Consider the following 23,769-nt stretch of genomic DNA (forward strand, 5'->3'; position numbering starts at 1 on the left):
GCCGCATGAGCGACCAGTCACCGGTGCCTTCCGTCCACCCCACGACCTCGTCGATGCAGGGGCTGAAGCGCGTGCGCACCCGCCACTTCCAGGCGGCGAAGGAGGAGGGTGCTCCGTTCACGGGCCTCACCAGCTACGACATGCTCACCGCGCAGATTTTCGACGAGGCGGGCATCGACTTCCTGCTGGTCGGCGATTCGGCCGGGAACAACGTCCTCGGCTACGACACCACGCTGCCGGTGACGGTGGACGACCTCATCCCGTTGACGCGCGCCGTCGCGAAGGCGGTGAAGCGCGCGTTCGTCGTCGCCGACATGCCGTTCGGCTCGTACGAGACGGGCCCGCAGGAGGCGCTGCACACCGCCGTGCGCTTCATGAAGCAGACCGGCGCGCACGCCGTCAAGCTCGAGGGCGGCCGGCGGAGCGCGGAGCAGATCCGGCGCATCGTCGACGCGGGCATCCCCGTGATGGCGCACATCGGCTTCACCCCGCAGAGCGAGCACGGACTCGGCGGTCACCTCGTGCAAGGCCGCGGCGACTCGGCCGACGAGCTCCTCGCCGACGCGCACGCGGTGGAGGACGCCGGAGCCTTCGCGGTGGTGCTCGAGATGGTGCCGGCCGAGGTCGCCAAGCGCGTCACGGCCGAGCTGCGCATCCCGACCGTCGGCGTCGGCGCCGGCCCGCACGTCGACGGCCAGCTGCTCGTGTGGACGGACTGGGCCGGCTTCACCACCGGCCGCGTGCCGCGCTTCGTGAAGCAGTACGCCGACCTCAAGACCGTGCTGTCGGATGCGGCCCGGGCCTACAAGGCGGACGTGCAGGGCGGATCGTTCCCGACCGACGAGCACAGCTTCTAGCGGTTGTCGGCGGCGTCCTCTTCGGCCCACTTGGCGGAGTTCTCGCGCAGCTTCTCGAGCGCGTGCTCGGCCTCCGCGCGGGTGTCGAACGGTCCGACGCGGTTCGGCGCCGGTGACAGGAAGCCCTGCTCGACCTCGCCGGTCTTCATGTTGTACCAGTACTTGTGCTCGGCGTCCTGCGTGATGCCGTGGTCATCGGTCGTCATAAGGTTGATGGTATGCCCAAGGATTCCGCCGGTCACCTGATCCCGGGCCGTGTCAGCCCCATGCGCACCGTGCCGAGCCGCATCGGCCGGCCCGAGTATGTGGGCCGCCCGGGGCCGGCTCCCTACACCCGAGGCGACGTGTACACACCCGACGAGGTGCAGCGCATCCGGGAGGCTGGGCGCATCGCCGCCCGGGCCATCGAGCGCGTCGGCCAGGCGGTCCGCCCGGGCATCACGACCGAAGAGCTGGATGCGATCGGCCATGAGTTCCTGCTCGCCAACGACGCCTACCCGTCCACCCTGGGCTACCGCGGCTACCCGAAGTCGATCTGCAGTTCGGTCAACGAGGTGATCTGCCACGGAATCCCCGACGACACGGTGCTGCAGGACGGCGACATCGTCAACATCGACATCACCGCCTATAAAAACGGCTTCCACGGCGACAGCAACCAGACCTTCATCGCGGGCACGGCGTCCGACGAGGTGACCGAACTGGTCGACCGTACCCGCGAAGCGCTGAACCGCGGGATCAAGGCGGTCGCGCCCGGCCGCCATGTCAACGTGATCGGCCGGGCGATCGAGTCCTACGCCAAACGCTTCGGCTACGGCGTCGTCCGTGACTTCACCGGGCACGGCGTCGGCGCGGCCTTCCACTCGGGCCTCATCATCCCGCACTACGACGCCGCGCCCGCCTACGACGACGTGATGGAGCCCGGGATGGTGTTCACGATCGAGCCGATGCTCACCCTCGGCACGCACGAGTGGGAGATGTGGGCCGACGACTGGACGGTCGTCACCCGCGACCGCAGCATCACCGCTCAGTTCGAGCACACCCTTGTCGTCACCGAGCGCGGCGCCGAGGTGCTCACGCTCCCCTGACCTCGGCTGCCACAGTGGATCGGTGGCAGGTTCGATTGCGATGGCCTCCGTTCCACTAGTAGCGAACCCAAGGCTCGGCCGTGATCAATCGCACTTGGTGCACCGCTCCGTACCGAGGTGGAATGCTGCACCGTACGTGACATCTGATCTGGCATGCCCGAAGAAGGTGGCCTGACAGGACTCTGCTGTACCTACGCCCTACCCGAGAGAGTCCCGATACCGTCAACGTGTCTTCCCTGATCAGCGCCCGCAGCCCCTACAGGATCGGTGTCCACTCGCTGGCCGTCGGATTGACCGAGACGATGACGGAGTTGACATGCCCGGGACCTCTGTAGCTAAGGTCATAGACCACTTGGAACCCCAGTTTGTAACCCGGGTCAAGGGCAACTTTGTCACCCTCATCCGGACGGTCCTTCATTTCCTTGATCTGATATTCCACCACGCTCTTGTCGAAGCCGTATGCTTCGGCACCGTCGCGGACAATCTTGAAGAACTCCTCCGGCGTATCCGCCGTCAGGAAATACGCAATCTCACCGACCTCAGCTTGTTCCTCGACCGAGAAGAACGTGATGTGGTCGGTGTGCGCCTCCAGTGTTCCCTGTGAACCCTTCAGGTGGAGGGTCATCAGGCCGTCGGTCACAATGTCGGGCACATATCGGGCGTTGGCGGGGAGTCCGAGGTCTTCCTTGAGCAGTTGGTTCTTGGTGAGATCGAAGCTGACTCGGCAGGTCGCGTAGATCTCTTTCTTGCCCGCCTCATCCAGGCGTGAGTTCTTGTGATCGTTCATCGTCGCTCCCTTGTCCGTTCGGGTGTCGCATTGTTGGGTGGAAGAAGTTGCCGTGAGGACTTGCACCACCCCACAGCCGGAAAGTGAGAATGCCAGCGCTCCAACTACCGCAGTCCGGGCCAGCCTGCCGTAGTTCATGGGGTCTTCTTCCCGGTGAACCCTTGCCGCAGCCGGTCAACAATCTCGGGGAGCCGGTTCGGGATGCGCATATCCTCGGTGCGCTTGGTGAAGTCAGATTCGATGATCTCTTGCACCTTGTCCGGCTGGTCCTTCACCAGGTCCCGGTAGACCGGCAATGTGTCTTCCTTGATCAGTGACCAGCGGTCGTCCTTGTCGGCAATGTTCCCCCCAGAGAAGACCTCAGGGAACGTTTTCGCCCCGGGAATCGACGCCGCACCAATCAGGGTGATCATTTGCGTCATCGCTTCCCCCGTGCCGGGGTGATTGCGCATGGCATCGTAATTGTCGTTGATGATCTGCTTCTGCTCACGCTTGAGCAGGAATCCATTGCCCGCAGATATCTGCGCCGGGTCGCCCGATGCGATCTGACCCCACGCAGTTGCGGTGTCTCGGTCGATGGCGCCAGAGGCGCGCAGGCGTTCGATCTCTTTCATCCCGCCGGCGAGGAACGCCTCGTGCTGGCGGGCCTGATCGAGGAAGATCTCTTTCTGCATCCCCAGCAGAGTCGTCTCGTAGAACCGCAACTCCTCGTCACTCATCTGCTTCAAGTACGCCCACACGTCGTCGGGAAGGAAGGGGGGCTGTACTCCCGATTTCAGGATGCTGCGCGGCATGGCAGGGTCACGGAATCCGCCCGCGAACGACGGGCCGATCATATTCGCCATCCCCGCCCACTGAAGATCGGGATGGTCGAGGTAGAGGCGGCCGTAGTAGTCGTAGACCTTCTTGATCGTCGCCCAGTTCGCCTCCGTCCCGCGACCGATGTCCCAGGTCCCCGGGTCGATCCCGGCCTTGACCAGAGCTTTGTGGTTCCAATATCCCGTCAGGAAGTTTCGATACGCCTTCGAGTTCGCGACGATGAGTCCGGAGTCGGCTGCCGCGTCCATCGCGGCCTTCGCGCCCTCCCAATGCTTCGACGCCCACTCCCGGAACTCCGCACTGTTGAGATACGCGGACCGCTGCTCCGGAGTCATCCCGTTCAACAGATCCGTCAGGTATTGCGCGTCCTTTTTCCGATCCGGCTTCACCTTCGACGGGGCGAACATGGCCACACCCTTGCCCTTGGACACCGTCTTGTGGAAAAGCCCCCTGGTCCCCGAGTTGAACCCGTGCAACGCATCCAACCTGTCCTGCAGATCACGAAGATCCTTCTCGAGCTGGGCCAACACCAGCTCCAACTGAGAATCCACCGCGCTCAGGGCTTCCCCTGCCCCCGGCAGCGCCGCGTTCACCGCAGTGACCAGGGCGGTGTTCATCTCCTTGAGATGCTCCGTGAGATGCTGCTGAGCCCGCGTCGCGGTGAGCTGCGCGTTCAGCTCATCTTCTTTCAGCACACCGAAATGATTGACCTTGCCGTCTTCGTACGTGTACGAGGTGAGATCGGCCCGGATGACGCCGATCTCAGTTCGTGCAACCGCAATCTGCGGAGCGATAACCCGCGAAAGAACACCCTCCGCAGCCGAATACCCCTCACCCGACAACTCACCGCCACTCAACGCGTCGATCAGACGACGAGAGGCGCTCTCCGTCTTCTCCAGCACGGACAGCGCCGTGGTCAGATTCCCGGACAGCGCCGTCTTCAGTTTGGTGGAGTCGGCCGAATCATAAATCAGCCCCATCACAGGCCAGCTCTCTCGCGGGCTACCCGTTCGGCCTCATTTTCCGAGGCCGAGTTGATCTCTCGGGTGGCCTCGGTCAAGAGCTCTGTTTGCTGGTACGCGAGTTGACTGACATAACTGTCGAGCTCTTTTCGGGCCGCCAGCCCTTTCTGCACAAAGTAGTTCGTCGCCCCCGACCCGGTAGCAGCCTCCTCGAACCGGGACGTGTGCTGCCTCATCGCCCGCCGATACTCGTCCCACCGCTCCTCATGCAGACGAATGTTGTTAAGCGCCCCCACGACGTCCTCCTCGGACGCGCTCAATCCCTGACCCTCACGCGACGGACCGCTCATGAGTCAGCACCCCACATTGCTGCGTCCAGACTGTCGCGCTGCTCAATCTGTCGCAAGAGACTCAACATTTCGAGCCTCCGTGATCAACGACGCGGACAGCTTGAAGACGCCCTCCAAAGCAGTGTTCGTCACCACCGCCGCATCCTTCATGCACGCGATGTTGCTGGAACCGAGATCCACTGTCTGCGTCCGGGCACCAGCCTTGATCTCGGCAATACCCGCCACCGCATCCTGTGCAACAGCAACACTCGACGTTACTTTCACTACGTATTCCCCTTCGCCCGGTTCCACCTCAACCTAGGAGTTCTCAAGAAGCGGCACCCTCTGAGCCCAGACCAGAACGTCTCGGATCTCATCGTCCGAAGAAGCAAGAGCATCCCGATCGGGCGTCATCACATGGCTAGGAGACCTTGTGGTCCCACGGTCCCTAGCGGCCGAGTTCAGGACAGTTCCAGGATTCGTCGGCGACGTGACCCTTCCCGCTCGCTCTGGCGTCCGCGAGGCGGACCGAGCCGGATGCGCGGTAGATTCGTGGCATGACTTCGCAGAACCACGCGATCGGAATCGACATCGGCGGCACGGGCATCAAGGGAGGGCTGGTCGACCTGTCGACCGGCGAACTCATCAGTGACCGGGTGAAGCTGCCCACACCGGACGGCGGAAAGCCCGACGACATCGTCGAGACGACGAAGGAGATCGTCGACCGGCTGGCCAAGGAAGAGCCGGATGCGCCGGTGGGCGTCTGCTTCCCCGCCATCGTCAGCCACGGCGTCACCCTGTCCGCCGCCAACGTCGCGAAGGACTGGATCGGGCTGCACGCCGAAGACCTCTTCGAAGCGGCACTCGGCCGCGACATCCACTTCGTCAACGACGCGGACGCGGCCGGCTACGCCGAGACGCGCTTCGGGGCCGCGGCGGGCAAGGACGGGCTGGTCATCATGACCACGTTGGGGACGGGCATCGGCTCCGCCCTCATCTACGACGGGGTCCTCATCCCGAACGCCGAACTCGGCCACCTGGAGGTCGACGGGCACGACGCCGAGTCCCGCGCCGCATATTCGGCGAAGGAGCGCGAAGACCTGAGCTGGGAGAAGTGGGCGAAGCGCCTGCAGAAGTACTACTCGACGGTCGAGTTCCTCTTCACGCCGGACCTCTTCATCGTCGGGGGCGGCGTCTCCAAGCACTACGAGGAGTTCCTGCCGCTGCTGAAACTGAAGACACCGATCGTGCCGGCCGTGCACCGCAACAACGCGGGCATCCTGGGCGCTGCCGCCCTCGCGGTCCGCGGCGAGCGCCGCGATGCCGGCGAGCGTGGTCGCACCGCCGAGGTGTTCACCCCGGACAAGGCACCGGCCGCCGCCGGCTGATCCGGCCCCGGCGTCAGCGTCCCGCAAGGATTTCGCGGCCGCGCGTTAGGGACCCGTTAGGACGCGTCTCCCGCGCCTCCCACGGGTGTGGACTCTCTCCTGCCGTGACCGATCGGTCGCGGCATCCTGAAGGATGGAGAGAGTCGTGCTCGACGTCGTCTACCTTCTCGTCGTGGCCGTGCTCGCGCTCTGCGTGGGTCTGGTCGCGCGGGGGGTCGAGAAGCTGTGATCGTGCTGACCGTGATCGCCGCGGTGCTGGCCATCGCGGCGATCGGCTACCTGCTGGTCGCTCTCGTGAAGCCGGAGCGGTTCTAGATGGCCGGCTGGGGTGACGGCGCCTGGTTCGCCGTCGCGCAGGTCGCCACGCTCGTCCTCCTCCTCGGGGTCGCGTACCGTCCGCTGGGCGACTACATGGCCCGCGTCTTCACCTCCGACCGCGACCTCGCGGTCGAGCGGGGCGTCTACCGCCTGATCGGTGTGGACCCGCGTTCCGGGCAGTCGTGGCCGGCATACCTGCGTGGCGTGCTCGCCTTCTCGGTGGTCGGTATCGTGATCGTCTACGGTCTGCAGCGGCTGCAGCAGTTCCTGCCCTACGCACTCGGACTGCCCGCCGTGCCCGAGGGGACCGCGTTCAACACCGCCGTATCGTTCGTCACCAACACGAACTGGCAGTCGTACTCGCCGGAGGTGACCCTCGGCTATGGCGTCCAGGCGCTCGGCCTCGTCGTGCAGAACTTCGTGTCGGCCGCGGTCGGCATCGCCGTCGCAATCGCCCTGGTCCGCGGCTTCGCGTCGCGTTCCACCGGGACGATCGGCAACTTCTGGGTGGACCTGCTGCGCGCGACCGTGCGCATCCTGCTCCCCCTCTCCCTGATCGCTGCGGTCGTGCTGATCGCGGGCGGCGTCATTCAGAACCTCAACGGGTTTCAGGATGTGCACACGCTCGCCGGGGCCACACAGAGCCTTCCGGGTGGTCCGGTCGCGTCGCAGGAGGCGATCAAGCTGCTCGGGACGAACGGCGGCGGCTTCTTCAACGTCAACTCGGCGCATCCGTTCGAGAACCCGACCGCGTGGACGAACCTGGTCGAGGTGCTGCTCATGCTGCTCATCCCGTTCTCGCTTCCCCGCACGTTCGGGACGATGGTCGGCGACCGAAGGCAGGGCTACGCGATCCTCGGGACGATGGCGCTGCTGTTCACCGTGTCGCTGGTCGCCATGACGCTGTTGGAGGCATCGGCCGGGACGATGGAGGGCAAGGAGACGGCGTTCGGCCTGTTCGGCTCGACGCTGTTCGACACCACCAGCACGACCACCTCGACCGGTGCGGTCAACTCGATGCTCGACAGCTACAGTCCGCTCGGCGGCATGATGGCGCTGATCAACATGATGCTGGGCGAGCTCGTGCCCGGCGGTGTCGGGTCGGGGCTCTACGGCATCCTCGTCATCGCGGTCATCGCCGTGTTCGTCGCCGGGCTGATGGTCGGCCGTACCCCGGAGTACCTGGGCAAGAAGCTCGGGACGCGGGAGATCAAGCTGGCGAGCCTCTACATCCTCACGACGCCCGCCATCGTGCTGCTCGGCACCGGGCTGAGCTTCGCCATCCCGGCGATCCGGGCCGATATCGAGAAGACGTCGATCCTGAACCCGGGGCTGCACGGCTTCACCGAGGTGCTCTACGCATTCACCTCGGCGGGCAACAACAACGGCTCGGCCTTCGCGGGGCTCACCGCGGCAACGCCCTGGCTGAACACGGCCCTCGGTGCGGCGATGTTCCTCGGACGGTTCGTGCCGATCGTGTTCGTCCTGACACTGGCGGGCTCGCTGGCGGCACAGGGGCACATTCCGGCCACCGCAGGAACGCTTCCGACCCATCGCCCGCAGTTCGTCGGGCTGCTCGCCGGCACGATCATCCTCGTCTCGGCTCTCACCTACTTCCCCGTTCTCGCGCTGGGTCCCCTCGCAGAAGGACTGAACTGACATGACCACCACCACTCTCCCGTCCACTCACCGGCCGTCGTCCGCACCGAAGAGCGCGTTCTCGCCGGCGCAGCTGGGCGCCGCCCTGCCGGGTGCGCTCCGCAAGCTCGACCCTCGCTCGATGTGGCGGAACCCGGTCATGTTCATCGTGGAGGTCGGCGCGGCGCTGACCACGGTGATCGCGATCGTGCAGCCGTTCGTCGGCGCGGAGGGCGGCGGTGCAGGCACCGCGACTCTCGCCTTCACCTGGAGCATCGCGGTATGGCTCTGGCTGACCGTCGTCTTCGCCAACCTCGCCGAGTCCGTCGCCGAGGGGCGCGGGAAGGCGCAGGCGGCGAGCCTGCGGCAGACTCGGTCCACCACCCTGGCGAACCGAGTGACCGGGTACGACGAGGGCGACCCGGATGCGCTCCGGAGCACGATCGCCCCGGTCGCCTCGAGCGACCTTCGGCTGGGCGACGTGGTCGTGGTGACCGCAGGCGAGCTGATCCCCGGAGACGGGGATGTCATCCACGGCATCGCAACCGTGGACGAGTCGGCGATCACCGGGGAGTCGGCACCCGTGGTTCGCGAGTCCGGTGGCGACCGCAGCGCCGTCACCGGCGGCACCCGCGTGCTCTCCGACCGCATCGTGGTGCGCATCACCAGCAAGCCGGGCGAGACGTTCGTCGACCGGATGATCGCCCTGGTCGAAGGAGCATCGCGCCAGAAGACGCCGAACGAGATCGCCCTGAACATCCTGCTCGCGAGCCTCTCCATCGTGTTCGTGATCGTCGTGCTGGTGCTGCCGCCGGTCGCCGGCTACTCGAATGCCTCCCCCGCTGTCCCGGTGCTGGTCGCCCTGCTGGTGTGCCTCATCCCGACCACGATCGGTGCGCTGATCTCGGCCATCGGCATCGCCGGGATGGACCGGCTCGTGCAGTACAACGTGCTCGCGATGTCGGGCCGGGCCGTTGAGGCTGCCGGCGACGTGACGACACTGCTGCTGGACAAGACGGGCACCATCACCTACGGCAACCGCCGGGCGACAGAGTTCACGGCGGTCGGCGCGACCACGAACGAGACGCTGGTCCGGGCAGCCGCGCTCTCCTCGCTCAGCGACCCGACACCCGAGGGCGTCTCGGTGGTGGACCTGGCATCCACCCTCGGCTACGACAGGCCGGAGGACGCCGAGGGCGTCATCGTGCCGTTCACCGCCCAGACACGCATGAGCGGCCTCGACCTCCCTGGCGGCGCGCAACTGCGCAAGGGCGCGGCGAGCGCCGTCGTCGCCTGGGTGCGCGAGTCCACAGCGCCCTCCCGCGCCGACCTCGAAGAGCTGGATGCGGAGGTCGAGCGCATCTCGCGCTCCGGCGGCACCCCGCTCGCCGTGGCGCACCGGTCGCCGGAGGGCGTCTCTACCCTCCTGGGCGTCATCCACCTGCGGGATGTGGTCAAGACCGGGCTGGCAGACCGCTTCGCCGACCTCCGCCGGATGGGCATCCGCACCGTCATGGTCACCGGCGACAACCCGCTCACCGCACAGGCCATCGCCACAGAGGCCGGCGTCGACGACTTCCTCGCCGAGGCGCGGCCCGAAGACAAGCTGGGCCTGATCCGCCGGGAGCAGGAGGGTGGCCGGCTGGTCGCCATGACCGGGGACGGGACGAACGACGCGCCCGCCCTCGCCCAGGCAGATGTCGGTGTGGCCATGAACACCGGCACCTCTGCTGCGAAGGAGGCCGGCAACATGGTCGACCTCGACTCCGACCCGACGAAGCTCATCGACATCGTCCGCATCGGCAAGCAGCTGCTGATCACCCGCGGCGCGCTGACCACGTTCTCCATCGCGAACGATGTGGCCAAGTACTTCGCAATCATCCCTGCGATGTTCGTGGCGTCCTTCCCCGGGCTCGCCGCGCTGAACGTGATGGGACTGCACTCGCCGGCCTCGGCCATCCTCTCGGCGGTGATCTTCAACGCCCTGGTGATCGTGCTGCTGATCCCGCTGGCGCTGCGCGGCGTGCGCTACCGACCCGTGTCGGCGTCGTCGTTGCTCAGCCGCAATCTCCTGATCTACGGGCTCGGCGGGATCATCGCCCCCTTCATCGGCATCAAGCTGATCGACCTCGTCGTGTCGCTCATCCCGGGCTTCTGAAGCCCCGGCCCTGATTCTCTCCGACCCCTGAAAGGCACATCATGAACCCCCTCCGCGGCGCCTGGCGCCACTACTGGGTGGCCCTCCGCGCGATGATCGTCCTCACCGTCGCGCTCGGCGCCGGCTACACCCTCGTCGTCACCGGGATAGGCCAGCTCGCGCTGAACGCGCCCGCCAACGGCTCGACCGTCTCGCAGAACGGCCGGACGGTCGGCTCCTCCCTGATCGGACAGTCGTTCACCGACGCGAAGGGAGCACCGCTCCCCCAGTGGTTCCAGTCGCGCCCGTCGGCCGCGACGGCGAATGCACCGGCCGGCTACGACGCCGGCGCCTCGTCCGGCAGCAATCTCGCCGCGTCCAATCCGGAGCAGCAGAAAGCGGTCGAGGAGCGGACGAAGACCATCGAGAAGACCGACGGCGTCACGGCCTCGCAGATCCCCGGGGACGCCCTCACGGCCTCCGGCTCAGGGCTCGATCCGCACATCTCTCCCGCCTACGCCCTGTTGCAGGTGAAGCGCGTCGCCGACGCGCGGGGCCTGCCGGAGGACGCCGTTCGGTCCCTCGTCGCGTCTAGGATTCAGGGACGGGACCTCGGTTACCTCGGGGAACCGACCGTGAACGTGCTCGAGCTGAACCTCGCCCTGGCGAGGCTCCAGCACTGAGCGCAGATGGGCCGATAGATGCCTCGTGGTCACCTGCGCGTGATGCTCGGTGCCGCTCCCGGCGTCGGGAAGACCTACGCGATGCTCGAAGAGGGCAAGCGCCTGCAGTCGCTCGGCACCGATGTGGTGGTCGCGGTCGCTGAGACCCACGGCCGCGCCGCCACCGCGGCCATGCTGGATGGCCTGGAGGTCGTCCCGCGTCGTGAGGTCGAGCACCGCGGGGTCACGCTGACGGAGCTCGACGTGGATGCGGTCCTCCGCCGGGCACCGCAGGTCGCGCTGGTCGACGAGCTGGCCCACACCAACGCTCCCGGCACCGAGCACACGAAGCGGTGGGAGGACGTCGAGGCGATGCTGGAGGCGGGCATCGACGTGATGTCGACGGTCAATATCCAGCACATCCAGTCGCTGAACGATGTCGTGGAGCAGATCACCGGTGTGCATCAGCGGGAGACCATCCCGGATGCGGTGCTCCGCCGGGCCGACCAGATCGAGGTTGTCGACCTGGCGCCGCAGGCGCTGCGCGACCGCCTCGCAGACGGCGTCGTCTATCCCGAGGCCCGGATCGATGCGGCGCTGTCGAACTACTTCCGGCTCGGTAACCTCACCGCGCTGCGGGAACTCGCGCTGCTCTGGCTCGCTGACGAGGTCGACAGCGCGCTGCAGCGCTACCGCGCCGAGCACGGGATCGCCGGATCCTGGGAGGCGCGCGAGCGCGTCGTCGTCGCGCTCACCGGCGGCCCCGAGGGCGATACGCTCCTGCGCCGCGGCGCGCGGATCGCGGCGCGCAGTTCGGGCGGCGAGCTGCTGGCGGTCCACGTCACCAGCGAAGACGGCCTGCGCGAGGCCGCACCGGGTGCCCTCGCTGCCCAGCGCTCGCTCGTGGAGCAGCTGGGCGGGAGCTACCACCAGGTGGTGGGCAGCGACATCCCGAAGGCTCTCGTCGACTTCGCCCGCGGTGCCAACGCGACGCAGCTGGTCATCGGCGTGTCGCGGAGGAGCCGGTTGGCCGCCCTCCTCACGGGGCCTGGGATCGGCGCGACGGTGATCCGCGAGTCCGGCGCCATCGACGTCCACATCGTGTCCCATGCCCGCGCCGGGGGCCGGTTCGCGCTCCCCCGGCCGACGGGCGGCCTCACCGTACGCCGGCGCGTCTACGGGTTCGTCCTCGCGCTCATCGGCGGACCGCTCCTCACGCTGCTGCTGACCAGCTTCCGCTCGCACGAGTCGATGACGGCGGATGTGCTCAGCTACCAGCTGCTCGTCGTCGTCGTGGCGCTGGTCGGCGGCATCTGGCCGGCCCTGTTCGCGGCACTCCTGTCGGGCCTCACCCTCGACTACTTCTTCGTCGAGCCGCTGTACACGATCACCGTCGGCGAGCCCCTGCACCTCCTGGCGCTCGTGCTCTACGTCGTCATCGCCGTGCTCGTCAGTCTCGTCGTCGACCAGGCTGCGCGTCGATCGCGCGCTGCGCAGCGGGCGGGTGCGGAGGCCGAGCTGCTCGCGACCGTCGCCGGCGGGGTGATCCGCGGCGAGGATGCGCTGCACGAGCTGGTCTCGCGGACGCGCGAGGCGTTCGGGCTGAGCGGCGTCCGTCTTCTCGTGCCCGTCCCCGGATCCCCGGAACCGGAGGTCGTCGCGTTCTCCGGCGAGGCGGCAGACCCGCCGCGCATTCAGAACCTTCCGGTCGGGACGCGCGGCACGCTGGAGCTGTCCGGCCGCGACCTCGCCGCGGACGACCGTCGACTGCTCGCCGCGATCGTCGCCCAGCTGGACGCGGCGCTCGAGCACCGCGACCTCGCCGCCACGGCCTCCGAGCTCGCCCCCCTCGCCGAGGCCGACCGTGTACGCAGTGCGCTGCTCGCCGCCGTCGGCCACGACCTGCGGCGACCGCTCGCGGCAGCGACCGCCGCGGTCACCACGCTGCGGCAGACCGACCTGCGCCTCAGCGACGACGACAGCGAGGCGCTGCTGGAGACCGCAGAGGAGAGCCTCGACACTCTCGCGACGCTGGTCACGAACCTGCTCGACGTGAGCCGCGTGCAGGCGGGGGTCCTCGGCGTCTCGCTCGCCCCGACCGGGGTCGACGATGTCGTGCTGCCTGCGCTCGACGAGCTGGGACTGGGGCCGGCCCAGGTCGAACTCGACCTGCCGCCGGGCGTCCCTCCGCTGCTCGCCGACGGCGTTCTCCTCCAGCGGGTGCTGGTCAACCTGCTCGGAAACGCCCTCCGCTACAGTCCGCCGGGCGTTCGGCCGGTCGTCGCCGCCAGCACTTTCGCCGGCATGGTGCAGCTGCGCGTGATCGACCACGGACCGGGCATCCCGGACGAACGCCGTGAAGCCGTCTTCGTGCCGTTCCAGCGCCTCGGCGACACCGACAACGACACGGGGATCGGTCTCGGCCTCGCCCTCTCGAAGGGCTTCGTCGAGGGCATGGGCGGCACACTCGACGCCGAGGACACCCCCGGCGGCGGCCTGACGATGGTGGTCTCCCTTCCGGCCGCCGGGGAGGAGACGGCGTGAGGGTGCTCATCGCGGATGACGACCAGCAGATCCTGCGCGCGCTGCGCATCCTGCTGACCGCCCGGGGCTACGACGTGCTGACCGCGCGCACCGGCGCCGAGGCGGTGTCGCAGGCGGTGGAGCACCACCCGGACCTCGTCATGCTCGACCTCGGGATGCCGGAGCTGAACGGCATCGAAGTGATCGAGGGGCTGCGCGGCTGGTCGAGTGTCCCCATCCTCGTCGTCTCCGGCCGCACGGGCTCCGCCGACAAAGTGGATGCGCTCGACGCGGGCGCCGACGACTACGTCACCAAACCGTTCGCCGCCGACGAGCTGCTGGCGCGCATCCGCGCCCTCACCCGCCGCCAGGCGCCGGTCACGGACGAGCCGGTCGTCACCTTCGGCGACGTCTCGGTCGACCTCGCCGCGCGCCAGGTCACCCGGCGCACCGGCGACACGACGGAGACCGTGCGCCTGACGCCGACCGAGTGGGCAATTGTCGAGGTGCTGCTGCGCAACCCGCGGCGGCTCGTCACCCGCCAGGCGCTGCTCACGCAGGTGTGGGGCCCGCAATACACGAGCGACACGGGCTACCTGCGCCTGTACCTGGCGCAGCTGCGGAAGAAGCTGGAGCCCGTGCCCTCGCACCCGCGCTACCTGCTGACCGAGCCTGGGATGGGCTACCGCTTCGTGCCCGACGGCGACAGTGCCGGCGAAGAAAGGGAATGGGCCGGCTGATACGCCGGGTTCTGTCGCGGTGCGTGCACCGCGGACGGCCATCTATCTCGGGACGACGTTGCCGCCGCCCTCTAGCGGTCTACCCGGGGACGAGGCGAGCAGCCTCATGGTCCCCTGTGCGACCTTGCTCCGGGCGAGGTTTACCCAGCCGGCCGGGTCACCCCGGCCGCTGGTGGTCTCTTACACCACCGTTTCACCCTTACCGGCGGCCATGCGGCCGCAGGCGGTCTGCTTTCTGTTGCACTTTCTCGCGGGTTGCCCCGGGTGGGTGTTACCCACCGCCCTGCTCTGCGGAGCCCGGACGTTCCTCGGCGGCCCGCTCTCGCGGGACCGACGCGACCGTCTTGCCGACCCATTCCGGCCTCCACGATAGCGCAGCGGGATGCGACGGCAGGATGTGCGCCAGGATGCGCGGCGGCCGTCAGAGCCCGGAGTCCTCGCCGCGCACCAGGATGGCGCCGCTGTCCGGGCACATCACGACATCGTCCAGCGCGGCGCGGCGGATGTCGGACAGGTCCGACTCGGTCAGCTTCACGTTCGAGCCCATCGACACACCACGGATGAGGGCGGCCGCTCCGATGCCGTACCGGGCCCGCTGGCGCTCGTACAGTTCGACGAGATCGGCAGGGAGGGCCTCCGCGATGGTGGCGCGGTCGGTGGCGAGAGCCTTGCGCTGCGCCTCCAGCTTGCCCGCCTCCTCGTCGCGCTGCGCTTCGAGCACCTGGACGCGGCCGTTCAGCTCCCCGCGCTCGGCCTCGATGGCGGCGAGTGCCTGCTCCAGGCTCTCGACACGCTCCATGACGGTCAGCTCGATCTCTTCGAGGTCGTCCTTGCGCTTCTTGAGCGAGGCGAGTTCGGCTTCCAGCGCCTGCACGTCCTTGACGGAGGCGGTGTGCTGCACGCGCTCGTTGTCGCGTTTCGCGCGCGCATCCACGACCGCGACGTCCGACTCGACGCGCTTCAGCTCTGTGCGGGCGTCCTCCAGCTCACCGGTGGCGGCGATCCAGCGGGCGCGCAGCGCATCCACCTCCGGCTGGAGCTTCGCGAGCTCGACCGACTGCGGCAGGTTCTTCGCGGCATGACCGAGCTGTGCGAGGCGGTTGTCGGCGGCCTGCAGGCGCAGGAGCTCGTTCTGGTCGGCGGGGCTGGCTTTCACGATGCGGTGCTTCCTTACGTACAGGGGCGGGTCATTGGAGGATGGCGAAATCCCAGGGGTCCGTGCGCAGCTCGCTCACCTGCACGTCCACTTCGGGAAGGGCCGCGCGCAGTTGCTCGGCCGCCGTATCGAGCCACAGCCACTCGCTGGCCCAGTGGGAGACGTCGATCAGCGCCGGGCCGCCCCCGAGCGTCGCCTGTTCGCGGGCTTCTGAGGCGGGATGGTGGCGCAGGTCGGCGGTGATGTAGACGTCGGCGCCGCGGACGGCGTCACTCCCGAGCAGCGAATCGCCGGCGCCGCCGCACACCGCGACACGGGTGATGGGCTGGTGGTACTCCCCCGCTGCCCGCACCCCGCCGGCCGTCGGAGGCAGGAGATCGGCGAGCGCACGGGCGAGCTGGCCGAGCGTTGTCGGTTGCGGGAGGTCGCCCACCCGGCCGATGCCCGTCACGCCGTCCGGCGCCGGAGTGATCGGTGTGGTGTCGCTCAGCCCCAGGCGGGCGGCGAGCACGTCGCTGGTACCGTTCTCGACCACGTCCGCGGTGGTGTGCGCGGCGTACAGCGCCACGCCGCCGCGGATCAAGCGGGCCAGGAGCGCGCCCTTGTAACGGTCCTCCGCGACGCTCGTCACGCCGCGCAGCAGCAGCGGGTGGTGGGCGATCAGCAGGTCGGCGCGCTGCTCGACGGCCTCGTCGACAGTGGCGGCGACCGCATCCACGGCGAGCAGGATGCGCTCCACGTTCGCGGCGGGATCGCCGGTGACGAGACCCGGGGCATCCCAGCTCTCCGCGCCCGCGAGCGGCCAGAGGCGCTCGATGGTGTCACGGACGGAAGCGAGGGTAGGCGGCACGTCGTTCAGCCTACGGGATGGGCTTCGACGCTCACCCGCTCGGCCGTCGCCACTTCCTGCCGGCGGACGGCGGGCACCCCGCTGACGAGCACGCCGATCGACCCGATGGCGAGCGCGACCAGCACTCCGATGTTGCTCGCCCCGATCCCGGCGTGCGGATCGATCCCGACGAGGCGGAAGAGGTACCCCTCCCACGCCAGCCAAGGCAGCGGCGAGCTGACCGTGCCGAGACCCACGATCGTCCCCGCCAGCAGCAGCCCGACATTCGTCCACCGCCAGTCCGGGTACACCCCGCCGCGAGCGACGAGCGACGGCTGGTGGAACCGCCGCGTGCGCAGCATCATCTCGCCCGAGAAGACGCCGACCCACGCGGCAACCGGCACGGACAGCGCGGTCGGAACGCCCCGGATCACCGTGGAGAGGTCGGTCACGGTCGCCGCGAGCACCGCGCCCACGATGGCGATGGCGGCGCCCGCCGCGAGCGTGCTCCAGCGGCGGCCGAGCCGCACGCCCGCCGCATCGAGCGTGAACCCGGCCGAGTACACCGTCAGAACGAGGGCGGAGATGAGGGACAGCCCGACGGCCAGAAGCAGCGGCACGGGATACCAGGCCGGCAGCCCGAGGCCCACGAGCCCGGCGACCGGGTCCCGTGCCAACTCGGCGGCGACACCCGGGTCCGATGCGGCCAGCAGTCCCCCGTAGGAGACCAGCACGAACGGCGGCACGCCTGCGCCGAATGTCGCCCACAGCATCGCCGCCCCGCCGGACGAAAGCGGCTGTTGGTACCGCGCGACCTCTGCGCTGCTCATCGCCCAGGCGAGCCCCACGTAGCTGAACACCAGCACGGCCCCCGTGACGACGTGCGTCCATAGCGCGTCGGGGACGGCGAGCGCCCGCGCCATGTCCACATGCCTCCACGTCGCTGCGATCATCAGCCCGATCAGCACGGCGGATGCGATGGTCAGCACGAGCTGGACGCGCGCAACCAGCGCATATCCGAAGTACGCCACGGCGACGGCGACCAGCACCGTCACGCCGAGAGCCACCGAAGTCGCGGCGGCGGCGCTGCCCGGCCAGTGCTCCGCAGTCGTCAGCGAGCCCGCCGCGGACCCCGCCAGCCACAGCAGCACCGCACCCCAGAACAGCTTCACGACCAGGGCGATCGCCGTCGGGAGGAGGTTGCCGAGCATCCCGAAAGACGCCCGCGACACCACCAGGGTCGGCTGTCCGCTCCACTTGCCGGCGAGTGTGCCCAGCCCGAGGGGAAGGAAGGACAACGCCACGCCCACCAGCGTCGCCACGAGCAGCTGGCGGAGGCTGAGGCCCAGCACGAACAGGGTCGCGCCGACGCCGACGCTGATCAGGGACGAGGTTCCCGCGAACCAGAGCCAGAACATCCGGGCGGCGCGCCCGACGCGGAGGTCGACCCGGGTCGGCTCGAGATCGGCGGCCTCCGGGACGAACAGGGGCTGCGCTCCGGGCCGGGAGACAAGGAGGCCGGACATGACACCGGTGCGCGGGGTGGCCAGGGGCGCCATCCCCTCGGCAGGGTCGTCGGACTCCTGCGTGTCGTCTGCGTCGTCGGGCACGTCACGGTCGATGGACGAGGGCGTCGAGGGCTCAGAACCGGCGCCGGTGGTCGGCGCCGCTGTGCTCGGAACGGGCTCGACGGCCGCGGCCGTGAGGATCGGCACCGGCTCGGAGTCACGAGGCGCCAACTCCGCCGGCACGAGCCCGAGCGGTTCGGCGCGCGCGACCGGCAGGAACGCCGGCGGCGCGATGGGCTGCTCGGGTGCTTCCGGTTCATCGACGACGGGATCGCGCAGGGATTCCGGCGCGAGCGCGTGCCGGGGCCTGCGGCCCGACCCATGCTCCGGCTCCGGCTCCGGCTCTCGGCTCTCCTCCGGCTCGGCCCGCTGGATGGGGATCGCCGACGTCGCCACCCACGGGCTGAAGGTCGGCTCCAGCCCGGTCGGCTCGCGCCTCACCGGCAGGTCGTCGAAGCTGATGACCTGGGTCGGAGGGCCGACCCAGTCGTCGTCCTCGTCCTGCTCCGGTTCATCTTCGTGCACCGCTGCGACAGGATCCGAGTCGGCAGCATCCGGCTGCTGCACGGCAACCTGCCGGGGGGCGACGATCGGGATGGCGGAGGTGATGCGCGCGACCTCCTCCTCGAGAGCAGTCGCGAGCTCGTCGTCGCTGTGCCTCTCGGCGTCCGCTCCCCGCTCCATGACGCCAGACTACGACGCGCCGGTCCCCCACAGCAGAGGCTTCCGGACATGTGCGCCCGCGGCCAAGTAGCATCGAGGGTGTGAGCGAGATTGCGACCCCGTACGAGGACCTCCTGCGCGACGTCTTGGCGAACGGCGCCCACAAATCCGACCGCACCGGCACAGGGACGCGCAGCGTCTTCGGCCGTCAGCTGCGGTTCGATCTGGCCGACGGCTTCCCGCTCATCACGACCAAGCGCGTCCACTTCAAGTCGATCGCCTACGAGCTTCTGTGGTTCCTCCGCGGCGAGAGCAACGTGGGCTGGCTGCGCGAGAACGGCGTGACCATCTGGGACGAATGGGCCGACCAGGATGGCGAGCTCGGCCCGGTCTACGGGGTGCAGTGGCGGTCGTGGCCGACACCCGACGGGCAGCACATCGACCAGATCCAGCAGGTCATCGACACACTCGGGTCCGACCCGGACTCCCGCCGCATCATCGTCTCCGCGTGGAATGTGGCTGACATCCCGAACATGGCGCTCGCCCCCTGCCACGCCTTCTTCCAGTTCTACGTCGCCGACGGCAAGCTCTCCTGCCAGCTGTACCAGCGCAGTGCCGACATGTTCCTCGGCGTCCCGTTCAACATCGCCAGCTACGCGCTGCTCACCCTCATGGTGGCCCAGCAGGTGGGCCTGGAGCCCGGCGAGTTCGTCTGGACCGGCGGCGACGTGCACATCTACGACAACCACGTGGAGCAGGTGACCGAGCAGCTGACGCGCGACCCGTATCCTGCCCCGCGGCTGCGTTTCGCCCGGAACCCGGACAGCATCTTCGACTACCGCTTCGAGGACTTCGTAGTGGAGGACTACCAGCACCACCCCGCGATCCGCGCCGCGGTCGCCGTATGACCCTCGCACTGATCTGGGCGCAGGCCCACGACCGGGTGATCGGCGCCGGCGGCGTGATGCCGTGGCACCTCACCGAGGACCTGCGCCACTTCCGCGCCCTCACCGGCACGGATCCTGTGATCATGGGACGACGCACCTGGGAGTCCCTGCCCGAGCGGTACCGGCCGCTGCCCGGCCGCGACAACATCGTCGTCACCCGCCAGGCGGACTGGAGTTCGCCCGGCGCGCTCGTCGTGCACTCGGTCGACGAGGCGCTGACCGCGGTGACCGGCGCATCCACGGCCTGGGTGATCGGTGGCGCCGAGCTCTACCGGCAGACCCTCCCGGTCGCCGACCGGCTCGAGGTCACCGAGATCGACCTGGAGGTCGACGGCGACACGCAGGCGCCGGATCCCGGTACGGGATGGTCCGTCGAGGCCGGCGAGTGGCTCACCGGCGGCAACGGGACGCGCTACCGCTTCCTCACCTACACCCGCTGACCTGGACCGCTGACGGCCGCGCTCAGGTGAGCCCGGCCACCAGGTTCACCGTCGCCGCCACGATCACGGTGCCGAACAGGTACGACAGCAGCGTGTGGCGCAGCACCGTCGCACGGATGTACGCGTTCTGGATGTTCGTGTCCGACACCTGGAACGTCATCCCGAGCGTGAACGCCAGGTAGGCGAAGTCGCTGTACTGCGGCTTCTCCTCCTGGTTGAAGTCGATGCCGCCGCCGGTGCGGTAGTAGATGCGTGCGTACCGCAGCGTGTAGACCGTGTGCACCAGCGTCCACGAGAGGGCGACGCTCACGATAGCGAGCAGGGCGACGCTGAGCTGCGCTCCGCCCTTGAGAGATTTCGCATCCACCAGGATGAACACGACCGCGACGACGCTGGCCACGGACGCCAGGATGAGCACGAGGTCCGTCGTCCGACGCCCCGGATCCTCCAGTGTCGCGTGACTCTTCGTGGCCGCGCCGTCGAGCCGCCAGACCGACGCCCACACCCACACGATGTAGACGATGCAGGCGGCCGCCCAGCCCGCGATGACTGCGTAGTGCCAGGCGTTCAGGAGGCCGACGCCGATCGCGACGATCACCCCGGCTCCGATCGCGGTCGCCATCTTCGCGCGGGTCCGGCCGCGGCCGTGCTCCAGTTCGTCGGTCACACTCCGGATGTTCGCACACGACGCCTGAGCACACCGTCCAGCACGCCGCTACGATCGATGACGTGACCCCCGCACCGATCTCGCCCTCCCCCCTGGCCGACCTCGACACCGCCTCCTTGCGCGACGCCAAGGCGTCCTTCGCGCGTGCGTACGACGAGTTGAAGGCCGCGGGCCTGAAGCTCGACCTGACCCGCGGCAAGCCGTCGGCCGAGCAGCTGGACCTCTCCAACGACCTGCTGCACCTGCCCGACGGCCGGTACCGCGACGCCGCGGGCACAGACCTCCGCAACTACGGCGGCCCGACGGGCCTGCCCGAGCTGCGCGCGATCTTCTCCGACGCCCTGCGCGTCCCGGTGGAGCAGCTCCTCGCCCTCGGCAACTCGAGTCTGACGCTGATGCACGACACCATCGTGTTCGCGCTGCTGCACGGCGTGCCCGGGAGCGAGCTGCCGTGGAGCAGCCGGCCGATCAGCTTCCTCGCGCCCGTTCCCGGCTACGACCGGCACTTCACCATCGCCGAGCGGCTCGGCATCCGCCTCATCCCGGTTCCCTCCGACGAGAACGGGCCGGACATCGAGGCGGTGAAGACGCTCCTCGAGACGGACGACAGCATCCGCGGGATGTTCTGCGTGCCGGTGTACTCGAACCCGACGGGAGCCGTCTACACCGAGGAGGTCGTGCGCGCCCTCGTGTCGCTGCCGGCGGAGGACGATTTCCGTCTCATCTGGGACAACGCGTACGCGGTGCACCACCTCACCGACGAGCGCCCCGAGCCGATCGATGTGCTCGCCCTCGCGGCCGAGGCCGGCAACCCGGACCGCCCCCTGGTGTTCGCCTCCACCTCCAAGGTCACCTACCCCGGGTCGGGCGTCTCGTTCTTCGGCGGCTCTCCCGCGAACATCGAGTGGATGCTGCACAACCTCTCCGCGCAGAGCATCGGCCCCGACAAGCTCAACCAGCTGCGTCACGTCGAGCTGTTGAAGGACCGCGACGGGCTCGCGGCGCACATGGAGAAGCACCGCGCCATCCTGCAGCCGAAGTTCGCCGCCGTCGACACCGCGTTCCGTGAGCGCCTGGCGCCGTGGGGCGGCGGGTCGTGGACGGCGCCGGCAGGCGGCTACTTCGTCAGCCTCGACATCGTCGACGGCGCGGCGAAGCGCGCCGTGCAGCTCGCGAAGGAGGCGGGCATCGCGGTCACGCCGGCCGGAGCCACCTTCCCGTACGGTGACGACCCGCGCGACGCGAACATCCGCATCGCCCCGACCTTCCCGCCGCTCGACGAGCTGACGACGGCGCTCGACGGCCTCTGCACGGCGATCCTGCTCGCCTCGGCCGAGACCCTGCTGTCGGCCCGGGACTGACCGGATGACCGGCTGGGTCGTCCGCGCCAGCACAGAGGACGACTGGCAGGAGTACCGCGCGCTGCGGTTCGAGATGCTCCAGGATGCGCCGATCGCGTTCCTGGAGACGCTGGAGCAGGCGCGCGCGCATCCCGACGAGCATTGGAGGCGCCGCGCATCCAACATCGTCCCGACGAGCCGCTTGTTCGCCGCCGTGGCGGAGGACGGGCGCTGGCTCGGCAGCATGGGCGGCTACCAGTCGGCCGCGTCCCACGACCCGTTCCTCGTCGGCGTGTACGTCTCGCCGCCCTGGCGCGGGCGGGAGCACGGGATGACGGACGCCCTCCTCGACGCGGTCATCGACTGGGCGCGCGGGCGCGGCGAGCGGCTGATGCTGGACGTCCACGAGGACAACGAGCCCGCCATCCGCTCGTACCTGCGGCGCGGCTTCACGTTCACCGGCCGCACCCAGCCGTATCCCCTCGACCGCACCGCCGAGGAGCGCGAGATGGCGCTCCCGCTCCTCGGCGACCTCACATCTCGTTGAAGCCGGAGTCGACGAGGGCGGCGAGAGCGTCGACGGCGGCGCGCCCATCCGGGTCGCCGGAGACGATCCGTGCGGTCGAGCCGGCGGTGAGCCCGAGGGACATGATGCCCAGGAGGCTCTTCGCGTCCTTGCCGTTGACGGTCACCTTGACGGGGAACGTGTTCGCCAGCTTGACGAACTCGGCGGCGGGGCGTGCGTGCAGGCCCTCCGGGTTGCGGACGAGCACCTCGCGTTCGTAGGGACCGCCTGTGTCGGCGGCCTCCACGGGCGCAGGCGCGGCCTCCTCTGCCGGAGCGCCACCGCCTCCCGCATTCGACCCCGCCCAGGCGTCGACGGCGCCGTCTGCCGCAGCCACGACCGCGTCCAGGCTCCCGCCCGACTCCGCCGCCACCGCAGCTGCGACGCCGCCCTCGACGAACGGGACGTCCACGACTCTGACACGGGAGCGCTGATCCTCGTCGAGCATGTCGAGCACCGTCTCCGCGGTCAGCAGCGCAGAGCCGAGGTCGCTGACGACCACCACTCCGTCCCCGCTGTCCGCCTCGGAGACGCCCGACATGACCTTGGTGAAGCTGGTACCGATCCCGTCGTCGTCCGTTCCGCCGGCGGCGACGAGTCGCACGGAGCCCGCCATCTGACCGGCAAGCTGCACCATCCCCGCGGCGATCTGCGAGCTGTGCGAGACGAAGACGATGCCGACCTTCCCGGTCATCCCGCCGCCTCTGCCGTGTTCGCCGCCGCACGCAGCAGCAGCGCCGTCGACTGCGCCCCCGGATCGCGGTGCCCGGCCGAACGCTCGCCGAGGTAGCTCGCGCGTCCCTTCCGGGCGACGAGCGGCTCAGTGGCCTCCGCCCCTTTCTCCGCGGCGTCCGCCGCAGCGTCCAGGATGCCCGAGACCGAGGCCCCGGACTCCTGGGCCGCAGCGGCGGCATCCACAGCCGGCGTCCATGCGTCGATCATGGTCTTGTCGCCCGGAGCAGCTTTCCCGCGGGACACGATCCCGTCGCGCGCAGCGCCGAGCGCCGCCACGAGCGCCTTCTCGTCGATCGCGTCCCCGTCTCCGACCGGGTCAGCCATCTTGAGGAAGGCGGTCCCGTACAGCGGACCGGAGGCGCCGCCGACCGTCGAGATCAGGGTCATAGCGACAGACCGCAGAGCCGCGTTCGGCGTCGTCTCGTCGGGGAGCTTCCCCAGCGCTTCGACGGAGGCACGCAGCCCGCGATCCATGTTCTCGCCGTGGTCGCCGTCGCCGATCTCGCGGTCGAGCGTGTTGAGCTCGTGCTTGTGTTCGGCGATGGATGCGGCGGCCGCGGTGATCCACGACGTCACCCAGTTCGTGTCCAGCGTCATCGACGCCTCCTTCCTTG

Annotated in this window: 23 protein-coding genes, 1 other RNA gene and 1 pseudogene; 13 read left to right on the forward strand and 12 right to left on the reverse strand. The window is 69.0% G+C overall.

Translation table 11 applies throughout. The features are described from left to right. The first annotated feature begins 5 nt into the window (after positions 1–5). Positions 6–857, forward strand: coding sequence for a 3-methyl-2-oxobutanoate hydroxymethyltransferase (panB, locus tag AB7E03_RS05270; RefSeq protein ID WP_489939936.1), 852 nt, complete (start codon positions 6–8; stop codon positions 855–857). Here the strand turns inward: panB and AB7E03_RS05275 are convergent. After that, complete coding sequence (locus AB7E03_RS05275) at positions 854–1,063, reverse strand: SPOR domain-containing protein (RefSeq protein WP_489939938.1); 210 nt, start codon at positions 1,061–1,063, stop codon at positions 854–856. The two genes, panB and AB7E03_RS05275, sit on opposite strands and share 4 nt — an antisense overlap. A 12-nt stretch (positions 1,064–1,075) precedes the next feature. Here AB7E03_RS05275 and map point away from each other — a divergent pair, with 12 nt between their 5' ends. Continuing rightward, positions 1,076–1,942: a type I methionyl aminopeptidase gene (map, locus tag AB7E03_RS05280; protein ID WP_489939940.1), complete on the forward strand. Its 867-nt coding sequence runs from the start codon at positions 1,076–1,078 to the stop codon at positions 1,940–1,942. Between the two features lie 256 nt (positions 1,943–2,198). Here the strand turns inward: map and AB7E03_RS05285 are convergent, their stop codons facing one another. The 4 genes from AB7E03_RS05285 to AB7E03_RS05300 form a co-directional block, all read right to left on the reverse strand. Next, positions 2,199–2,867 (reverse strand): hypothetical protein, encoded by a 669-nt coding sequence (locus AB7E03_RS05285; RefSeq protein WP_489939942.1) that lies wholly within the window; start codon positions 2,865–2,867, stop codon positions 2,199–2,201. Continuing rightward, positions 2,864–4,528, reverse strand: coding sequence for a hypothetical protein (locus AB7E03_RS05290; protein WP_489942865.1), 1,665 nt, complete (start codon positions 4,526–4,528; stop codon positions 2,864–2,866). Before AB7E03_RS05290 ends, AB7E03_RS05285 begins: the two co-directional genes overlap by 4 nt. Further along, on the reverse strand, positions 4,528–4,830 hold the full coding sequence (locus AB7E03_RS05295) for a hypothetical protein (RefSeq protein WP_489939944.1): 303 nt from the start codon (positions 4,828–4,830) through the stop codon (positions 4,528–4,530). The genes AB7E03_RS05290 and AB7E03_RS05295 overlap by 1 nt, the downstream gene beginning before the upstream one ends. Positions 4,831–4,902: 72 nt before the next feature. Beyond that, positions 4,903–5,151, reverse strand: coding sequence for a hypothetical protein (locus AB7E03_RS05300; RefSeq protein WP_489939946.1), 249 nt, complete (start codon positions 5,149–5,151; stop codon positions 4,903–4,905). Positions 5,152–5,396: 245 nt separating this feature from the next. Here AB7E03_RS05300 and ppgK point away from each other — a divergent pair, with 245 nt between their 5' ends. The 7 genes and pseudogenes from ppgK to AB7E03_RS05335 form a co-directional block, all read left to right on the forward strand. Beyond that, the gene (ppgK, locus tag AB7E03_RS05305; protein ID WP_489939948.1) at positions 5,397–6,227 is read left to right on the forward strand and encodes a polyphosphate--glucose phosphotransferase; all 831 of its coding nucleotides are present in this window, start codon (positions 5,397–5,399) and stop codon (positions 6,225–6,227) included. Positions 6,228–6,452: 225 nt separating this feature from the next. Continuing rightward, positions 6,453–6,542: a potassium-transporting ATPase subunit F gene (locus AB7E03_RS05310; RefSeq protein WP_441781960.1), complete on the forward strand. Its 90-nt coding sequence runs from the start codon at positions 6,453–6,455 to the stop codon at positions 6,540–6,542. Further along, the gene (kdpA, locus tag AB7E03_RS05315; RefSeq protein WP_489939950.1) at positions 6,543–8,204 is read left to right on the forward strand and encodes a potassium-transporting ATPase subunit KdpA; all 1,662 of its coding nucleotides are present in this window, start codon (positions 6,543–6,545) and stop codon (positions 8,202–8,204) included. It begins immediately after the preceding gene. A 1-nt stretch (position 8,205) separates the two neighbouring features. Continuing rightward, complete coding sequence (gene kdpB / locus AB7E03_RS05320; protein ID WP_489939952.1) at positions 8,206–10,341, forward strand: potassium-transporting ATPase subunit KdpB; 2,136 nt, start codon at positions 8,206–8,208, stop codon at positions 10,339–10,341. Positions 10,342–10,382: 41 nt separating this feature from the next. After that, a complete protein-coding gene (gene kdpC, locus AB7E03_RS05325) occupies positions 10,383–11,003 on the forward strand; it encodes a potassium-transporting ATPase subunit KdpC (RefSeq protein ID WP_489939954.1) in 621 nt (206 codons plus the stop codon). Positions 11,004–11,021: 18 nt separating this feature from the next. Then, positions 11,022–13,526 (forward strand): DUF4118 domain-containing protein, encoded by a 2,505-nt coding sequence (locus tag AB7E03_RS05330; RefSeq protein ID WP_489939956.1) that lies wholly within the window; start codon positions 11,022–11,024, stop codon positions 13,524–13,526. Beyond that, a pseudogene (locus AB7E03_RS05335) lies at positions 13,523–14,206 on the forward strand (response regulator); the annotation flags it as partial. The gene AB7E03_RS05330 and the pseudogene AB7E03_RS05335, both read left to right, overlap by 4 nt. Before the next feature lie 23 nt (positions 14,207–14,229). Here AB7E03_RS05335 and rnpB read toward each other — a convergent pair. The 4 genes from rnpB to AB7E03_RS05355 all read right to left on the reverse strand — a co-directional run bounded on the left by rnpB (position 14,230) and on the right by AB7E03_RS05355 (position 18,482). After that, positions 14,230–14,600, reverse strand: an RNA gene (gene rnpB / locus AB7E03_RS05340) — RNase P RNA component class A. 66 nt (positions 14,601–14,666) lie between these two features. Beyond that, positions 14,667–15,401 (reverse strand): zinc ribbon domain-containing protein, encoded by a 735-nt coding sequence (locus AB7E03_RS05345; RefSeq protein WP_489939958.1) that lies wholly within the window; start codon positions 15,399–15,401, stop codon positions 14,667–14,669. A gap of 31 nt (positions 15,402–15,432) precedes the next feature. Further along, a complete protein-coding gene (locus AB7E03_RS05350) occupies positions 15,433–16,251 on the reverse strand; it encodes a Nif3-like dinuclear metal center hexameric protein (protein ID WP_489939960.1) in 819 nt (272 codons plus the stop codon). Positions 16,252–16,256: 5 nt separating this feature from the next. Further along, positions 16,257–18,482, reverse strand: coding sequence for a purine-cytosine permease family protein (locus AB7E03_RS05355; RefSeq protein WP_489939962.1), 2,226 nt, complete (start codon positions 18,480–18,482; stop codon positions 16,257–16,259). A gap of 80 nt (positions 18,483–18,562) precedes the next feature. On the opposite strand from AB7E03_RS05355, the gene AB7E03_RS05360 reads away from it, so the two are divergent. Both AB7E03_RS05360 and AB7E03_RS05365 read left to right on the forward strand, forming a co-directional pair. Continuing rightward, a complete protein-coding gene (locus AB7E03_RS05360; RefSeq protein ID WP_489939964.1) occupies positions 18,563–19,369 on the forward strand; it encodes a thymidylate synthase in 807 nt (268 codons plus the stop codon). Next, a complete protein-coding gene (locus AB7E03_RS05365; RefSeq protein ID WP_489939966.1) occupies positions 19,366–19,848 on the forward strand; it encodes a dihydrofolate reductase in 483 nt (160 codons plus the stop codon). Before AB7E03_RS05360 ends, AB7E03_RS05365 begins: the two co-directional genes overlap by 4 nt. Positions 19,849–19,870: 22 nt before the next feature. Here AB7E03_RS05365 and AB7E03_RS05370 read toward each other — a convergent pair whose 3' ends face one another. Continuing rightward, positions 19,871–20,470: a DUF1345 domain-containing protein gene (locus AB7E03_RS05370; protein ID WP_489942866.1), complete on the reverse strand. Its 600-nt coding sequence runs from the start codon at positions 20,468–20,470 to the stop codon at positions 19,871–19,873. Positions 20,471–20,577: 107 nt separating this feature from the next. On the opposite strand from AB7E03_RS05370, the gene AB7E03_RS05375 reads away from it, so the two are divergent. Further along, positions 20,578–21,876, forward strand: coding sequence for an aspartate aminotransferase type Ic (locus tag AB7E03_RS05375; RefSeq protein ID WP_489939968.1), 1,299 nt, complete (start codon positions 20,578–20,580; stop codon positions 21,874–21,876). A 4-nt stretch (positions 21,877–21,880) separates the two neighbouring features. Further along, positions 21,881–22,402: a GNAT family N-acetyltransferase gene (locus AB7E03_RS05380; RefSeq protein ID WP_489939970.1), complete on the forward strand. Its 522-nt coding sequence runs from the start codon at positions 21,881–21,883 to the stop codon at positions 22,400–22,402. On the opposite strand, the gene dhaM is transcribed toward AB7E03_RS05380, so the two are convergent. Together dhaM and dhaL are read right to left on the reverse strand one after the other, a co-directional pair. Then, positions 22,389–23,114: a dihydroxyacetone kinase phosphoryl donor subunit DhaM gene (gene dhaM, locus AB7E03_RS05385; RefSeq protein ID WP_489939972.1), complete on the reverse strand. Its 726-nt coding sequence runs from the start codon at positions 23,112–23,114 to the stop codon at positions 22,389–22,391. The two genes, AB7E03_RS05380 and dhaM, sit on opposite strands and share 14 nt — an antisense overlap. Beyond that, positions 23,111–23,752, reverse strand: a complete 642-nt coding sequence (gene dhaL, locus AB7E03_RS05390) for a dihydroxyacetone kinase subunit DhaL (protein ID WP_489939974.1) — start codon at positions 23,750–23,752, stop codon at positions 23,111–23,113. The genes dhaM and dhaL overlap by 4 nt, the downstream gene beginning before the upstream one ends. Between the last annotated feature and the right edge of the window lie 17 nt (positions 23,753–23,769).

This window comes from Leifsonia sp. RCC_180, from assembly GCF_058138205.1.

Excerpts from the sequence above, each read along its gene's own strand:
- panB (WP_489939936.1), top strand. The coding sequence starts at position 6 with ATGAGCGACCAGTCACCGGTGCCTTCCGTCCACCCCACGACCTCGTCG.
- AB7E03_RS05275 (WP_489939938.1), bottom strand. The coding sequence starts at position 1,063 with ATGACGACCGATGACCACGGCATCACGCAGGACGCCGAGCACAAGTAC.
- map (WP_489939940.1), top strand. The coding sequence starts at position 1,076 with ATGCCCAAGGATTCCGCCGGTCACCTGATCCCGGGCCGTGTCAGCCCC.
- AB7E03_RS05285 (WP_489939942.1), bottom strand. The coding sequence starts at position 2,867 with ATGAACTACGGCAGGCTGGCCCGGACTGCGGTAGTTGGAGCGCTGGCA.
- AB7E03_RS05290 (WP_489942865.1), bottom strand. The coding sequence starts at position 4,528 with ATGGGGCTGATTTATGATTCGGCCGACTCCACCAAACTGAAGACGGCG.
- ppgK (WP_489939948.1), top strand. The coding sequence starts at position 5,397 with ATGACTTCGCAGAACCACGCGATCGGAATCGACATCGGCGGCACGGGC.
- kdpA (WP_489939950.1), top strand. The coding sequence starts at position 6,543 with ATGGCCGGCTGGGGTGACGGCGCCTGGTTCGCCGTCGCGCAGGTCGCC.
- kdpB (WP_489939952.1), top strand. The coding sequence starts at position 8,206 with ATGACCACCACCACTCTCCCGTCCACTCACCGGCCGTCGTCCGCACCG.
- kdpC (WP_489939954.1), top strand. The coding sequence starts at position 10,383 with ATGAACCCCCTCCGCGGCGCCTGGCGCCACTACTGGGTGGCCCTCCGC.
- AB7E03_RS05330 (WP_489939956.1), top strand. The coding sequence starts at position 11,022 with ATGCCTCGTGGTCACCTGCGCGTGATGCTCGGTGCCGCTCCCGGCGTC.
- AB7E03_RS05355 (WP_489939962.1), bottom strand. The coding sequence starts at position 18,482 with ATGGAGCGGGGAGCGGACGCCGAGAGGCACAGCGACGACGAGCTCGCG.
- AB7E03_RS05365 (WP_489939966.1), top strand. The coding sequence starts at position 19,366 with ATGACCCTCGCACTGATCTGGGCGCAGGCCCACGACCGGGTGATCGGC.
- AB7E03_RS05370 (WP_489942866.1), bottom strand. The coding sequence starts at position 20,470 with ATGGCGACCGCGATCGGAGCCGGGGTGATCGTCGCGATCGGCGTCGGC.
- AB7E03_RS05380 (WP_489939970.1), top strand. The coding sequence starts at position 21,881 with ATGACCGGCTGGGTCGTCCGCGCCAGCACAGAGGACGACTGGCAGGAG.
- dhaM (WP_489939972.1), bottom strand. The coding sequence starts at position 23,114 with ATGACCGGGAAGGTCGGCATCGTCTTCGTCTCGCACAGCTCGCAGATC.
- dhaL (WP_489939974.1), bottom strand. The coding sequence starts at position 23,752 with ATGACGCTGGACACGAACTGGGTGACGTCGTGGATCACCGCGGCCGCC.